The organism is Enterobacter sp. RHBSTW-00593, assembly GCF_013784105.1.
In the GTDB taxonomy this organism is placed as follows: domain Bacteria; phylum Pseudomonadota; class Gammaproteobacteria; order Enterobacterales; family Enterobacteriaceae; genus Enterobacter; species Enterobacter ludwigii.
In genome coordinates this window covers 1,025,474-1,038,872 of the sequence record NZ_CP056393.1, presented here as the reverse complement: position 1 = coordinate 1,038,872, position 13,399 = coordinate 1,025,474, and the positions used below count along the sequence as shown (strand labels likewise).

The 13,399-nt window shown below is 53.2% G+C and carries 14 protein-coding genes; 9 read left to right on the top strand and 5 right to left on the bottom strand.

Annotated features, from left to right (window positions below; genetic code table 11):
* Window positions 1–75 precede the first annotated feature (75 nt).
* On the bottom strand, window positions 76–729 hold the full coding sequence (acrR, locus tag HV242_RS04935; RefSeq protein WP_014168906.1) for a multidrug efflux transporter transcriptional repressor AcrR: 654 nt from the start codon (window positions 727–729) through the stop codon (window positions 76–78).
* Window positions 730–870: 141 nt separating this feature from the next.
* On the opposite strand from acrR, the gene acrA reads away from it, so the two are divergent.
* From acrA to HV242_RS04905, 6 genes are all read left to right on the top strand, one after another.
* Entirely contained in the window at window positions 871–2,064 is a 1,194-nt protein-coding gene (gene acrA / locus HV242_RS04930; RefSeq protein WP_020885186.1) for a multidrug efflux RND transporter periplasmic adaptor subunit AcrA, read from the top strand.
* Between the two features lie 22 nt (window positions 2,065–2,086).
* On the top strand, window positions 2,087–5,233 hold the full coding sequence (gene acrB, locus HV242_RS04925) for a multidrug efflux RND transporter permease subunit AcrB (RefSeq protein WP_014168904.1): 3,147 nt from the start codon (window positions 2,087–2,089) through the stop codon (window positions 5,231–5,233).
* Between the two features lie 511 nt (window positions 5,234–5,744).
* Complete coding sequence (gene tomB, locus HV242_RS04920; RefSeq protein ID WP_020885187.1) at window positions 5,745–6,119, top strand: Hha toxicity modulator TomB; 375 nt, start codon at window positions 5,745–5,747, stop codon at window positions 6,117–6,119.
* Window positions 6,120–6,146: 27 nt separating this feature from the next.
* Entirely contained in the window at window positions 6,147–6,365 is a 219-nt protein-coding gene (locus HV242_RS04915; RefSeq protein ID WP_014168902.1) for an HHA domain-containing protein, read from the top strand.
* A 209-nt stretch (window positions 6,366–6,574) separates the two neighbouring features.
* A complete protein-coding gene (gene maa, locus HV242_RS04910; protein ID WP_020885188.1) occupies window positions 6,575–7,126 on the top strand; it encodes a maltose O-acetyltransferase in 552 nt (183 codons plus the stop codon).
* Between the two features lie 117 nt (window positions 7,127–7,243).
* Window positions 7,244–7,711: a YlaC family protein gene (locus HV242_RS04905; RefSeq protein WP_032677533.1), complete on the top strand. Its 468-nt coding sequence runs from the start codon at window positions 7,244–7,246 to the stop codon at window positions 7,709–7,711.
* Here HV242_RS04905 and pdxR read toward each other — a convergent pair.
* Window positions 7,683–9,143 (bottom strand): MocR-like pyridoxine biosynthesis transcription factor PdxR, encoded by a 1,461-nt coding sequence (pdxR, locus tag HV242_RS04900; protein ID WP_050737454.1) that lies wholly within the window; start codon window positions 9,141–9,143, stop codon window positions 7,683–7,685. The genes HV242_RS04905 and pdxR overlap by 29 nt on opposite strands.
* Before the next feature lie 100 nt (window positions 9,144–9,243).
* On the opposite strand from pdxR, the gene HV242_RS04895 reads away from it, so the two are divergent.
* The gene (locus HV242_RS04895) at window positions 9,244–9,954 is read left to right on the top strand and encodes a GNAT family N-acetyltransferase (RefSeq protein WP_020885191.1); all 711 of its coding nucleotides are present in this window, start codon (window positions 9,244–9,246) and stop codon (window positions 9,952–9,954) included.
* Here the strand turns inward: HV242_RS04895 and ykgO are convergent.
* Window positions 9,951–10,091 (bottom strand): type B 50S ribosomal protein L36, encoded by a 141-nt coding sequence (ykgO, locus tag HV242_RS04890; RefSeq protein WP_003859006.1) that lies wholly within the window; start codon window positions 10,089–10,091, stop codon window positions 9,951–9,953. The genes HV242_RS04895 and ykgO overlap by 4 nt on opposite strands.
* A gap of 2 nt (window positions 10,092–10,093) precedes the next feature.
* The gene (locus HV242_RS04885; protein ID WP_010428154.1) at window positions 10,094–10,354 is read right to left on the bottom strand and encodes a type B 50S ribosomal protein L31; all 261 of its coding nucleotides are present in this window, start codon (window positions 10,352–10,354) and stop codon (window positions 10,094–10,096) included.
* 208 nt (window positions 10,355–10,562) lie between these two features.
* Here HV242_RS04885 and HV242_RS04880 point away from each other — a divergent pair, with 208 nt between their 5' ends.
* On the top strand, window positions 10,563–12,128 hold the full coding sequence (locus HV242_RS04880) for an EAL domain-containing protein (protein WP_050737455.1): 1,566 nt from the start codon (window positions 10,563–10,565) through the stop codon (window positions 12,126–12,128).
* Here the strand turns inward: HV242_RS04880 and HV242_RS04875 are convergent.
* Window positions 12,121–12,393, bottom strand: a complete 273-nt coding sequence (locus tag HV242_RS04875) for a metal/formaldehyde-sensitive transcriptional repressor (protein ID WP_020885193.1) — start codon at window positions 12,391–12,393, stop codon at window positions 12,121–12,123. The genes HV242_RS04880 and HV242_RS04875 overlap by 8 nt on opposite strands.
* Before the next feature lie 134 nt (window positions 12,394–12,527).
* On the opposite strand from HV242_RS04875, the gene HV242_RS04870 reads away from it, so the two are divergent.
* The gene (locus HV242_RS04870; protein ID WP_050737456.1) at window positions 12,528–13,373 is read left to right on the top strand and encodes a nickel/cobalt efflux protein RcnA; all 846 of its coding nucleotides are present in this window, start codon (window positions 12,528–12,530) and stop codon (window positions 13,371–13,373) included.
* The last annotated feature ends 26 nt before the right edge of the window (window positions 13,374–13,399 follow it).

Here is a 13,399-nt window from a genome sequence, read left to right as displayed (position 1 = left end):
GGCGTGCAGGATATCACGCTCGCCTGAAGCAGAATAGCGCGAACGTGAGCCTCTAAGAGAAATCCTGGAATCGCGTCAGGCTGTTAGCGAGCCTGACTTGCCATGCAGCGTCGGGGAGAGCTGGCACATCTCCAGGAAAATAGCGACATAGCTGCGGGCTTCGTTCTTCAGGTCAAAGGAGTCCGGGGCGAAAAGCCAGTTTTCCATCAGGCCGGAAATATAACTGCGCATCAGGACTGCCGCCCGTCGGGTCATTAACGTCGCCGGCAGCTGGTTCGCCTGCATGCACTGGGTGAGGACCTGTTCAATGCGATCGTAGCTTTCCAGACACAGGCTGCGCTGCGCCTGCTGGACGACCGCCATCTCTCCGACCAACTCGCATTTATGGTAGATGATTTCCATCATTAACCTGCGACGTTCTTCAACTACCGTTGCTTCAAGGATATATACTAATATTTCTCTTAATACTGAGAGTGGATCCTCGGGGAATTTTGCCCGATACTCAGTCTCAAGATCGCTAATGCTGGACTCTGAGAGTTGCCAGATTTCACTGAACAGATCTGTCTTGTCTTTAAAATGCCAGTAAATCGCTCCCCGCGTGACGCCCGCGGCCTGAGCAATCTGCGCCAGCGAGGTTGACGAAACACCCTGCTGAGAAAACAAACGCATAGCCACATCCAGAATGTGTTGTCGGGTTTCAAGCGCTTGTTGTTTGGTTTTTCGTGCCATACGTTAGTGAATTTACAGGAGTCAGATTTACATACATTTGTGAATGTATGTACCATAGCATGACGATAATATAAACGCAGCAATGGGTTTTTGGACTCAGGACCATTGATCAATTTGAAATCGGACACTCGAGGTTTACATATGAACAAAAACAGAGGGTTAACGCCTCTGGCGGTCGTTCTGATGCTCTCAGGCAGCTTAGCGCTAACAGGATGTGACGACAAACAGGCTCAACAAGGAGCTCAGCAGGTGCCAGAAGTTGGCGTGGTGACGCTCAAGTCCGAACCTCTCCAGATAACGACAGAATTACCGGGCCGTACCAGCGCATACCGCATCGCAGAAGTGCGTCCTCAGGTGAGTGGTATCATCCTGAAACGTAACTTCACCGAGGGTGGTGAAGTGAAAGCTGGCGAGTCTCTGTATCAGATTGATCCGGCAACCTACCAGGCCTCCTATGAGAGCGCGAAAGGCGATCTGGCGAAAGCAGAAGCAGCAGCCAAAATCTCCCAACTGACGCTGAACCGTTACAAAAAACTGCTCGGTACCAAGTACATCAGTCAACAGGATTATGACACTGCCCTGTCTGATGCACAGCAGACCAACGCCGCCGTGATTGCCGCGAAAGCTGCAGTGGAAACAGCGCGTATCAACCTCGCCTATACCAAAGTGACCTCCCCAATCAGCGGTCGCATCGGTAAATCTTCCGTCACGGAAGGGGCGCTGGTGCAGAACGGTCAGACCAACGCGTTGGCCACCGTGCAGCAGCTTGATCCGATTTACGTTGACGTGACCCAGTCCAGCAACGATTTCCTGCGCCTGAAACAAGAGCTGGCAAACGGCACGCTGAAGCAGGAAAACGGTAAAGCCAAAGTGGAGCTCGTGACCAATGACGGTATCAAGTTCCCGCAGGCAGGCACACTGGAATTCTCCGATGTGACGGTCGACCAAACTACCGGTTCCATCACCTTACGTGCGATTTTCCCGAACCCGGATAAGACACTCTTACCTGGTATGTTCGTTCGCGCGCGTCTGGAAGAAGGCACCAACCCAACCGCACTTCTGGTGCCTCAGCAGGGTGTCACCCGTACGCCACGTGGCGACGCGAGTGCACTGGTTGTCGGGGCTGATGACAAAGTCGAAACGCGCAACATCACTGCCACGCAGGCGATTGGCGATAAATGGCTGGTGACGGAAGGTCTGAAAGATGGCGATCGCGTGATTATTACTGGTTTGCAAAAAGTTCGTCCTGGCGCGCAGGTCAAAGCACAGGAAGTGAAATCTGACGATAAACAACAAGCTTCGGCCGCTGGCCAGTCAGAACAAACCAAGTCTTAACTTAAACAGGAGCCGTTAAGACATGCCTAATTTCTTTATCGATCGCCCCATATTTGCATGGGTGATCGCCATAATCATCATGCTGGCTGGGGGACTTGCGATCCTGAAGCTGCCTGTCGCGCAATATCCAACGATTGCGCCACCGGCGGTAACAATTTCCGCAACCTACCCCGGGGCTGATGCAAAAACGGTGCAGGACACCGTGACACAGGTTATCGAACAGAACATGAACGGTATCGATAACCTGATGTACATGTCCTCAAACAGTGACTCAACCGGTACGGTACAGATCACCCTGACCTTCCAGTCAGGTACTGATGCTGACATCGCGCAGGTTCAGGTCCAGAACAAACTGCAGCTCGCCATGCCGTTGCTGCCACAAGAAGTACAACAGCAGGGTGTGAGCGTCGAGAAATCGTCCAGTAGCTTCCTGATGGTTGTTGGCGTTATCAACACCAACGGCACCATGACGCAGGAGGATATTTCCGACTACGTGGGCGCCAACATGAAGGACGCCATCAGCCGTACGTCTGGTGTGGGTGACGTTCAGCTGTTCGGTTCTCAGTACGCGATGCGTATCTGGATGGATCCGAACAAACTGAACAACTTCCAGCTGACGCCGGTGGACGTGATCAACGCCATCAAAGCGCAGAACGCCCAGGTTGCCGCCGGTCAGTTAGGCGGTACTCCGCCGGTGAAAGGCCAGCAGCTTAACGCCTCGATCATCGCACAGACCCGTCTGACCTCCGCCGATGAGTTCAGCAAAATTCTGCTGAAGGTGAATCAGGACGGTTCGCAGGTTCGTCTGCGCGACGTGGCGAAAGTGGAACTGGGTGGCGAAAACTACGACATCATTGCGAAGTTTAACGGCAAGCCAGCTTCCGGTCTCGGGATCAAACTGGCGACAGGTGCTAACGCCCTGGACACCGCGACGGCTATCCGTGCGGAACTGAAGAAGATGGAACCGTTCTTCCCGTCCGGCCTGAAGATCGTTTATCCGTATGACACCACGCCGTTCGTCAAAATCTCGATTCACGAAGTGGTTAAAACCCTGGCAGAAGCGATCATCCTGGTATTCCTGGTCATGTATCTGTTCCTGCAAAACTTCCGCGCGACGCTGATCCCAACCATCGCCGTACCGGTCGTATTGCTCGGGACCTTCGCCATACTGGCCATCTTTGGCTACTCGATAAACACCCTGACAATGTTCGGGATGGTGCTCGCCATCGGCTTGCTTGTGGATGACGCCATCGTGGTGGTAGAAAACGTCGAGCGTGTCATGGCGGAAGAAGGTCTACCGCCGAAGGAAGCAACCCGTAAATCCATGGGCCAGATCCAGGGCGCGCTGGTCGGTATCGCGATGGTACTGTCTGCGGTATTTATCCCAATGGCCTTCTTTGGCGGCTCTACCGGTGCAATTTATCGTCAGTTCTCCATCACCATTGTCTCGGCGATGGCGCTGTCGGTACTGGTTGCATTGATCCTGACGCCTGCACTGTGTGCCACCATGCTGAAACCTGTTCAGAAAGGCGGTCACGGCGAGCATAAAGGGTTCTTCGGCTGGTTTAACCGCATGTTTGATAAGAGCACGCATCACTACACCGACAGCGTGGGTAACATCCTGCGCAGCACCGGTCGTTACCTGCTGCTCTATATCATCATCGTGGTGGGGATGGCCTATCTGTTCGTTCGTCTGCCAAGCTCGTTCCTGCCAGATGAAGACCAGGGCGTGTTCCTGACGATGGCACAGCTGCCGGCGGGTGCCTCGCAAGAACGTACCCAGAAGGTGCTGGATGAAGTAACGGATTACTACCTCACCAAAGAGAAAGCTAACGTTGAATCCGTGTTTGCGGTTAACGGCTTTGGCTTTGCGGGTCGTGGTCAGAACACCGGTATTGCCTTCGTTTCTCTGAAAGACTGGTCAGAACGTCCGGGCGAAGAGAACAAAGTTGAGGCGATTACTGGCCGTGCAATGGGCACGTTCTCACAGATTAAAGATGCGATGGTCTTCGCCTTTAACCTGCCAGCGATTGTTGAACTGGGGACAGCGACAGGTTTCGACTTCCAGCTGATTGACCAGGGCGGTCTGGGTCATGAAAAACTGACGCAGGCACGTAACCAGCTGTTCGGTGAAGTGGCGAAACACCCTGACCTTCTGGTCGGCGTGCGTCCTAACGGTCTGGAAGATACGCCTCAATACAAAATCGACATCGATCAGGAGAAAGCGCAGGCACTGGGCGTTTCCATCAGTGACATCAATACCACGCTGGGTGCGGCCTGGGGCGGTAGCTACGTCAACGACTTCATCGACCGTGGTCGTGTGAAGAAAGTGTACGTGATGTCAGAAGCGCAATACCGTATGTTACCGAACGATATCAACAACTGGTACGTTCGCGGCAACAACGGCCAGATGGTGCCGTTCTCATCCTTCTCTACGTCGCACTGGGAATACGGTTCGCCGCGTCTGGAACGTTATAACGGGCTGCCATCCATGGAGATCCTGGGTCAGGCCGCACCAGGCCGAAGCACCGGTGAAGCCATGAACCTGATGGAAGAGCTGGCAGGTAAATTGCCTGCGGGTATCGGCTATGACTGGACCGGTATGTCCTACCAGGAACGTCTGTCCGGAAACCAGGCCCCTGCCCTGTACGCCATTTCACTGATTGTGGTCTTCCTGTGTCTGGCGGCACTGTATGAGAGCTGGTCGATTCCGTTCTCCGTTATGCTGGTGGTGCCACTGGGGGTTATCGGTGCGCTGCTTGCGGCAACGTTCCGTGGATTAACCAACGACGTGTACTTCCAGGTGGGCCTGCTGACAACCATTGGCTTGTCGGCGAAGAACGCGATACTTATCGTTGAATTCGCCAAAGATCTGATGGAGAAAGAAGGTAAAGGCCTGATTGAGGCGACGCTTGACGCGGTGCGTATGCGTCTGCGCCCAATCCTGATGACATCACTGGCATTTATCCTCGGGGTAATGCCGCTGGTTATCAGTACCGGTGCGGGTTCCGGTGCACAGAACGCCGTCGGTACAGGCGTTATGGGGGGTATGGTTACCGCAACCGTACTTGCTATCTTCTTCGTTCCGGTATTCTTCGTGGTGGTTCGCCGCCGCTTTAGCCGCAAGAATGAAGATATTGAGCACAGTCATTCGGTAGAACCGCACTGATACCGGTTTCACATGATAAAAAGGCCGCATTTGCGGCCTTTTTCTTTTTCAGAAAAAAATCATAAAATAGGCTTATTGTGCTTCTATTTATTTCCTGCCGCCTACAATGACATATCATAATTAAGTGATAACGTAATCGCTGAATTCAGGATTTTTTTAATTTCATTTCCCTGCTTAAGTGATTAGGAATATTCCTAACTATATCTTCAGACAAAGAGAACTCCGGATTTGGACATCTTAGGATTGTTTACGCTAAGCCAATGAAACGTAAGGGAGCGAAAAAAGTTCCGCGTTAATCTGGATAAAAATGTTTAGCGCTGAAGGCACATTTGCGTAAAGGCTCGCAGTCAGTGCTTTTATTTGTAATTTTTCGTAATAGCGCGGTGAAATCTTGATCAGAGTGGATTATAGTTAGAGTTATCAGGAACACAGCACCCGTGCGGCTAAGTATGTTGTATCCATCCCGACATGATGTTCGGTGAGTAAGAAATCACTCAGAAGGGGATGCGCTATGGACGAGTACTCGCCAAAAAGGCATGATATCGCGCAGTTGAAATTTCTCTGCGAATCCTTGTACCATGACTGCCTTGCCAATCTTGATGAAAGTAACCATGGCTGGGTAAACGACCCAACGTCTGCCATCAATTTACAGTTAAACGAGTTGATCGAGCATATTGCAACCTTCGCACTTAATTATAAAATTAAGTACAATGAAGATAATAAGCTGATTGAGCAAATTGATGAATACCTGGATGACACCTTTATGTTGTTCAGCAGCTACGGCATTAATGCGCAAGATTTGCAGAAATGGCGTAAATCGGGCAACCGACTATTTCGTTGCTTCATCAACGTGAGCAGAGCTAACCCCGTTAGTCTTTCCTGTTAAAATTATTACAATTAGTAAGGTAAATTTATGTCTGAAAAACCACTCACAAAAATCGATTATTTGATGCGTTTGCGACGCTGTCAGTCAATAGACACGCTTGAACGTGTAATTGAAAAGAATAAATACGAGCTTTCTGATAATGAACTGGCGGTATTTTATTCAGCGGCTGACCACCGTCTTGCTGAACTGACCATGAATAAGCTGTATGACAAAATCCCAACGTCCGTGTGGAGATTTGTCCGTTAATCTTTGAAGTGTGTCTGTAGAGGTTCTACGCCACTTTCTCAGCTGTATTCAACTTTCTGGCTATACCCTCCTGCCCCAGTGCAGGTCTCCGTGTAAAACGTGCTCATCCGCAATATTATTGTGATTATAGTCACAGTGGTTTTCCGGGAACGTTCCCCTGCTATCCTGTTCCGATTACCCTACGGTAAAGACGACCAGTGAGGTTCCCAATGAGCATAGAAAAGCAGAAGATGATTGCAGGTGAACATTACCGCCCTGGTGATGAAACATTACGGGCCGACCGATTACGCGCCCGACACCTGGTTCACCGTTATAACCACACTGCACCTGATGAGAAACTCGAACGCCAGAACATTCTGGCGGAACTCCTCGGGCAAAGCGAAGGGGCCTATATTGAGCCGAGCTTCCGCTGTGACTATGGATATAACATTTATCTGGGCAAAGAATTTTACGCCAATTTCGATTGCGTGATGCTGGATGTCTGCCCGATACATATTGGCGACAACTGCATGCTCGCGCCAGGGGTGCATATTTACACGGCAACCCATCCGCTGGACGCCGACGCGCGTAATAGCGGCGTGGAGTTTGGCAAGCCGGTGACCATCGGCAACAACGTCTGGATTGGCGGACGTGCGGTTATTAACCCGGGCGTTACGTTGGGTGATAATGTGGTGGTGGCCTCTGGCGCTATCGTAACGAAAGACGTCCCGGCGAATGTCGTCGTCGGCGGCAATCCGGCAACAATCATTAAACGGCTGTAAAGTGACGGGGAGTCAACTGTTATAGTCTTTTAGCGCCTGACTGTTACTTTTTTCAGCCAAATGGCTCCCCTAAAATTGGCAGACATCCTGTATTGTCAATTCTCATAAAGGCAAAAAATGACCGAGATACAGCGCCTGCTTACTGCCACCATCGACGATCTTAATCACCGCGAAAAGCGCGACAATCGCCCGCGCTTTAGCATCAGCTTTATTCGCAAACACCCTGGACTGTTTGTCGCAATGTATGCCGCCTGGCTGGCGACACTGATTGTGATGCTGAAGTCCGAAACTCTGGTGGACTCCGTCTGGCTGCTTGTCATTCTGTTTGTGGTGTTTAACGCCTTTTTCTTTTTTGACGTTAATCCCCGCTACCGCTACGAAGATATCGACGTCCTTGATTTCCGGGTTTGCTATAACGGTGAATGGTATAACACGCGTTACGTGCCGCCGGAGCTGATCGAAAGCATCATGCACTCCCCCGCGGTTGAAACAGTGCAAAAAGAGAAGCTGCAGAAGATGGTATCCACCAAAGGTCAGCTCTCTTTTTATGATGTCTTTACCCTTTCCCGTCCTGCTGCTGCGTGATTAAAGCCTGTATGCGTCGGATACCCGACACAAACTGAGAAGCAGAGGTATTGCCGTAACCTAACACCAGACCGGTTTGCCCCTGCTTCGGCTCCAGGTAATACCCGCTCAGTGCAGCGGGTGCCAGCTGAAACGCCCTCGCCTGCGCGACCACTTTTTGGTCGTCGATGCCGTCTATTGCCAGCGTCAGATGCATCCCCCCTTCACCCGCCAGAATGCGATGCGGGGTATGAAGCTCAGCACTCAGCGCCTCACGCAGCTGTCGGTAGCGCTTACGGTAGAGCCGGCGCATGGCGGCAAGGTGGCGGGCATAATGTCCTTCCTCAATAAACAGCGCCAGGGTTCGCTGTTCGGCGCGATGCCCGCCACGCAGCAGCGCGCCAATGGCCGGACGGGCCGCTTTTGCCAGCGCCGGGGGTAACACCATGAACCCCATTCTCAGCGACGGAAAGAGGGTTTTGCTGAAGGTACCGAGATAGACAACCGGCGCATTGTTGACCATTCCCAGCATTGCGGGCACGGGCTCACCGGAATAACGAAACTCGCTGTCGTAATCATCTTCAATAATCCAGGCGTTATGCTGCCGGGCCAGATCCAGCAGCGCCAGGCGTCGCCGCGCACTGAGCACGCTTCCGTACGGAAACTGGTGCGAAGGTGAGGTGAAAATAAGCGCAGGGGACGGCGTATCCAGCCCTTCCCAGAACATGCCTTCGTCATCAACCGGCATCCCCGTCATGACTAAGCCCGCTTTGGCAAAGGCGCTTTTAGCCCCGCCATAGCCAGGATCTTCCACCCACGCGACGCTGCCGGGTTCGCTCAGCAGCATCGTGCAAAGGTTTACCCCTTCAAGCGCGCCTTCGGTCATTACTATCTGACTGGCATCGCAGTCAATGCCGCGCGAAAGGGCAAGGTGGCGGGCAATGGCCGCCCGCAGCGACGGCTCTCCGGCAGGATCGCCATACCCTAACAGCGCGCTGCCCTCTTCGCGCAGAACCCGGTCGTACAAGCGCCGCCACAGCGGCAGGGGAAAGTAGTTGATGGCCGGTGTTCCCGGCGTAAATGCCGGAACCGGGGTATCACGCGGCACCGGCGCAGGCAGCGAGGCGACCCGGGTGCCGAGCGTGACGGCAGAGTCCGGCAATGCCTGAACGAGCGTACGCTGCGCCAGCTGCGCTACCCGCGTCCCCAGGCGGTTACGCAGCAGATACCCTTCGAGCGTCAGCTGTTCCAGCGCCGCATTGACGGTATTCCGTGAAAGCGAGAGCTGCTGAGCCAGCATTCGCGAACCGGGAAGCCGGCTCCCGGCGTGTAGCTTGCCGCACAGTATCGCTTCACGCAGTGCATGATACAGCGCGCGCTGCAGCGTCTCTTCCCCCCGCGCTTTCAACGCGGCATTCAGCAAAGTATAAAATTCATCGCCCGGTATGTTCATCTCGCCTCCCGTGGTACCACCAAAACATAGCTGAGTGGCACTTTTTAAGGAACCAGTAATTCACTAGTCTGGCGTTCTTATCAACGTCACGGACAGTAAAATGAAAACATTCAATGAGTTTGGACAGCCAGTAGGCGAGGCGCTTATCGACTGGCAACCCCGCCAGCACCCTTCGCGTGTGGTGCTTCAGGGCCACTATTGTCGCCTTGAGCCGCTGCGGGTGGAGCACGCTGAGGCGTTGTTCAGCGCGTATTCTCTGGCCGAAGATACCCGCAGCTGGACGTGGCTGCTGCGTGAGCCGGATGCCAGCGCAGAGGCGTTTGCAGGGTGGGTAGAGAGCGTGCGTGACTTATCCGATCCGATTCACTTTAGCGTTATCGACAACCAGACCCAGTCTCCGGTCGGCACGCTGGCTCTGATGCGGATCGATCCAACCAACGGCGTTGTGGAGGTGGGACATGTTCATTTCTCCCCGCTGCTCAGCCGCACGCCGATGTCGACGGAAGCGCAATATCTGCTGATGCGATACGTGTTCGACACCCTTGGGTATCGTCGATACGAGTGGAAGTGCAACAGCCTGAACGCGCCTTCGCGCAAGGCGGCACTGCGTCTTGGCTTTCAGTTTGAGGGGCGTTTTCGTCAGGCGCTGGTCACGAAAGGTCATAACCGGGATACCGACTGGTTTTCGATTCTCGACAAAGAGTGGCCGGCGCTGGCGAGTGCCTTTGAAGGCTGGCTTGCCACCGACAATTTTACTGCCGATGGCAACCAGAAAAGATCCCTGGAAAGCTGGCGCGAAACACGCGTCTAGCGTCTTTTCTTACGTCCCTGAACCGCCTTAAAGCGCGGATTGGATTTGCAAATCACGTATAAGCGTCCCTTGCGTTTGACTATCTGGCAATCCGGGTGACGCTGTTTTGCACTGCGCAATGAGTTAAGTACCTGCATGGTTATCCCCGCTTCGCATTAAGAAAGCCGCCGAAACGCTTACGGAAGCGCGCCGCACTGCCATCCGTCGAGAACGTTTTCTGCTTGCCGGTGTAGAACGGGTGCGATTTTGAAGAGACCTCGATGGTGATATACGGATACGTTTCACCGTCGAGTTCAATTTCGCGGTCGGTCTTAATGGTTGAGCCGACTTTAAAGTATTCATTAGCACTGGTGTCGTGGAACACCACGGTGCGATAGGCTGGGTGGATATCTGGTTTCATCGTAAACTCTTTATGTTTTGTTATAACATAACAAAATGATATCTAACCCCTGCTGAAAAAACAACCCCTCTGCCCCGACGATATTTTCTGTTGTGCCGTAAATCATGACCTGCGCGTGCTATAACTTTATCATTTAGCGGTAAAATCTTTCTCCTCTGGCAGGTTTTTCAGCGCCCAGGAGCGGGCATAAGAGGAAGGAAACAGCACCATGAAAACCCGACATCTGGTCAGTCTGGTGACCGGCGTACTTATCATTGCGGTGCTGGTTCCGATTAGCCTGAGCATCTGGCTGGCACATCGCCAGGCGGAAGATAAGTTTGTCGATGCGCTGGATAGCTATGCCTCACGCGTGCTGATACGTACCGCCAGGGTGGTCGATGATGCAAAGGAAGCGCTCAATAACCTGCAGACCTTTAAAGGGATCCCCTGTAGCGTTATGCATTTAAGGGAGATGCGGCGGGTCGCTTTTTCATGGCGTTATGTTCAGGAAGTTATTTATATCAACAATCTTGAACCCCTTTGCTCGTCCCTGGAACAAACCAGTCAGTCGGCCCCTTTCCCGCCGCCCATGCGAATCACGGAAGATGGTTATGGCGCATGGCTCACCACGCAAAACGATCTCGGTTTTAGCCGCTACATGGCGGTCCTGGGTCGGGGCCACTATCTGGTGCTGCTCGATCCTGCCTCGCTTGTCGATGTGATCCCTTTCGGTGAGATCGCCACAGATGCCGCCCTGGTGGGCAGCAAATCACATCTCATTTTTGCCAGCAGCAGCAAGCTCGATCCGCATATCCGCAATCTGGTTAAGGACCAGGGCGTCACCCGTATTCAGTACAACGGCTCGATATACATTATGAAGCCTGTTCCTGAACTGGGGTTTACGGTGGTCGCCTGGGCGGCGTTAAAACCGCTGGCTGAAACCTGGCACCAGCAACTTCTCATCTGGCTGCCGTTCGGCATACTGATAAGCCTGCTTGCCGCACTCTTTGTTTTGCGACTGCTGCGTCGCATCCAGTCGCCACGCAACCGCCTGCTTGACGCCATCAATAACCGGGAATTTGTGGTGCATTACCAGCCCATTATTGAACTCTCTAGCGGGAAGATTGTGGGCGCAGAGGCGCTAACCCGCTGGCCCCAGCCTGACGGGAGCAGCCTTTCACCGGATATTTTTGTGCCGCTTGCTGAGCAAACGGGGCTCATCTCGCAGCTGACGCATTTGGTCATTGAAAAGGTGTTTGAGGATATGGGCTACTGGCTGCACCTTCATGCCGGGCAGCATATTTCCATTAACCTCGCGCCGGCCGATTTGACCTCGGGAAAACTCCCGCCACTGTTGAGTCACTTAATGAATAAGTGGAAAGTCCATCCGCAACAGATCGCCCTTGAGTTAACCGAGCGCGGCTTTGCCGATCCTAAAATCAGCGCACCGGCCATCGCCGCCTTTCGTCATTCAGGCCACGCAATCTATATTGACGATTTCGGTACGGGCTATTCCAGCCTGAGCTACCTGCAGGATCTGGATGTCGACACGCTAAAAATTGATAAAGCGTTTGTGGATGCACTGGAATATAAAAACGTGACGCCACACATTATTGAAATGGCAAAATCGCTGAAGCTGGCGATGGTTGCGGAAGGCGTGGAGACCGAAGGGCAACTCACCTGGCTACGTCGTCACGGCGTGCAGTATGGGCAAGGTTGGTACTACAGCAAGGCGTTGCCGAAAGCGGACTTTATTCTTTGGGCGGAAGATAACCTCAAAACACATCCTACTTAAGATAGGATTTGATCACCTGTAACACGACGCCAAGATCGGCTTCGCGCTGAGCTTCTTCAGGCTCTTTCACCACATGATCGGTGAGATGACCTTCGATCACCTGCATCATCATGCCGTTTACCGCACCGCGGATCGCCGCCAGCTGTTGTAACACGTCGGCGCATTCGTGGTCGCTATTGAGCATTTTTTCCAGAGCAGCGCTTTGCCCCTGAATTTTCTTCAGGCGAGTCAATAACATCTTCTTATCGCGAACTGTATGTGACATCTCTGTCTCCCTTATCGTATGGCTTTTAAAGCATATCATGCTCTACTCCCCCTGAGTATTTTTCTACTGGGGGGTAGTATTAGACTACTGGGGGGGAGTAGTATCTGAACACGCTTTCCACTCCGGAATTTTCCATGAACGATTTTGCTTCACTCCTCCAGCAGGGCAATGCCTGGCTGTTTGTACCCAGCGCTATCCTCCTCGGCGCGCTGCATGGCCTGGAGCCGGGCCACTCCAAAACGATGATGGCCGCGTTTATTGTGGCTATTCGCGGTACGCTGAAACAGGCGGTGTTGCTTGGTCTGGCGGCAACGCTTTCCCATACGGCGGTGGTCTGGATCATTGCCATGGCAGGATTATGGTTTGGCCGGGGCTGGGATGCGCATACGTCTGAGCCCTGGTTCCAGCTGGTCTCGGGGATACTGATCGTGCTGATCGCCCTGTGGATGGCCTGGCGAACCTGGAAGGAGAGTCGGCCACACGATCACCACCATCATCACGATCACCATGACCATCATCATGATCATCACGACCATGACCATGACCATGACCACCATCATGATCATCACGACCATGGGCATCCACTGGTTGAAGAAGAGTGGCAGGACGCCCACCAGCGCGCGCACGCGCAGGATATTAACCGCCGCTTCAACGGCCAGAACGTTACCACCGGACAAATTGCACTGTTTGGCCTGACCGGAGGGCTTATCCCCTGCCCGGCCTCAATCACGGTCCTGCTCATCTGCCTGCAGCTGAAGCATTTTGCCCTCGGCGCAACGCTGGTATTCAGCTTTAGTATTGGTCTGGCGTTAACGCTGGTCGCTTCCGGTGCAATTGCCGCCCTGAGCCTTAAGCATGCGACAAAACGCTGGCCGGGTTTCAGCGAGTTTTCACGAAAAGCACCGTGGATCTCCGCCGCCCTGATTACTGTGGTCGGGATTTACATGAGCCTGCACGGCCTGAGCGGTATCCTGGCGTAAGCGAGGCGGCCACTGCTGTGGCCGCC